Origin of the sequence: Shewanella sp. MM_2022_3, from assembly GCF_022557375.1 — a bacterium.
GTDB lineage: Bacteria > Pseudomonadota > Gammaproteobacteria > Enterobacterales > Shewanellaceae > Shewanella > Shewanella xiamenensis.
In genome coordinates this window covers 1-254 of record NZ_JAKZGV010000143.1, presented here as the reverse complement: position 1 = coordinate 254, position 254 = coordinate 1, and the positions used below count along the sequence as shown (strand labels likewise).

Below are 254 nucleotides of genomic sequence, written 5' to 3'. Positions count from 1 at the left end.
AGGCGCTTGGCGATGACCTACTCTCACATGGGGAGACCCCACACTACCATCGGCGCGATTGCGTTTCACTTCTGAGTTCGGGATGGGATCAGGTGGGACCACAATGCTATTGTCACCAAGCAAATTTGGTATCTACTCCCCATTTTATGTGGGCAGTAAATGAATTCGGAAAGCTGTATTGAGTATCACTTCTTAAGTGTTCATATTCGTCTAAGTGCTACTTAGCAAAACCCATCTGGGTTGTATGGTTAAGC

The 254-nt window shown here is 46.5% G+C and carries 1 rRNA gene; it reads right to left on the bottom strand.

The features are described from left to right. Positions 1-4: 4 nt before the first annotated feature. Positions 5-120: ribosomal RNA gene (gene rrf, locus MMG82_RS21530) — 5S ribosomal RNA — on the bottom strand. Positions 121-254: the final 134 nt, after the last annotated feature.